This is a genomic window from Rhodoplanes roseus, assembly GCF_003258865.1.
Lineage (GTDB): Bacteria > Pseudomonadota > Alphaproteobacteria > Rhizobiales > Xanthobacteraceae > Rhodoplanes > Rhodoplanes roseus.
In genome coordinates this window covers 1511-1845 of the sequence record NZ_NPEX01000534.1, presented here as the reverse complement: position 1 = coordinate 1845, position 335 = coordinate 1511, and the positions used below count along the sequence as shown (strand labels likewise).

At 67.2% G+C, this 335-nt stretch carries 1 protein-coding gene; it reads left to right on the top strand.

What is annotated here, in order from left to right; translation table 11 throughout:
• Positions 1–8 precede the first annotated feature (8 nt).
• Entirely contained in the window at positions 9–275 is a 267-nt protein-coding gene (locus tag CH341_RS31035; RefSeq protein ID WP_111423515.1) for a c-type cytochrome, read from the top strand.
• Positions 276–335 lie beyond the last annotated feature (60 nt).

The window sequence follows — 335 nt, the reverse complement described above, 5'->3', positions numbered from 1 at the left end:
CGGCCGCGGTGGCGGCCGACGGGGCCAAGGGCGACCGCGAGCTCGGCCAGTATCTCTCCTCGGAATGCGTCACCTGCCACCAGATCAGCGGGCGGTACGACGGCATCCCGCCGATCGTCGGCTGGCCGGAGGACAGCTTCGTCGAGATTCTGTCCGAGTACCGCGAGAAGAAGCGCGAGAACCAGGTGATGCGCAGCATCGCCGTGAAATTCTCCGACGACGAGATCGCGGCGCTGGCCGCCTATTTCGGCAGCCTGAAGCCGCGCACGGATTGAGGACGTCATGGCGAGGTGCTCCGGGACGAACCGTCACCCAGAGGTGCGAGCGAAGCGAGC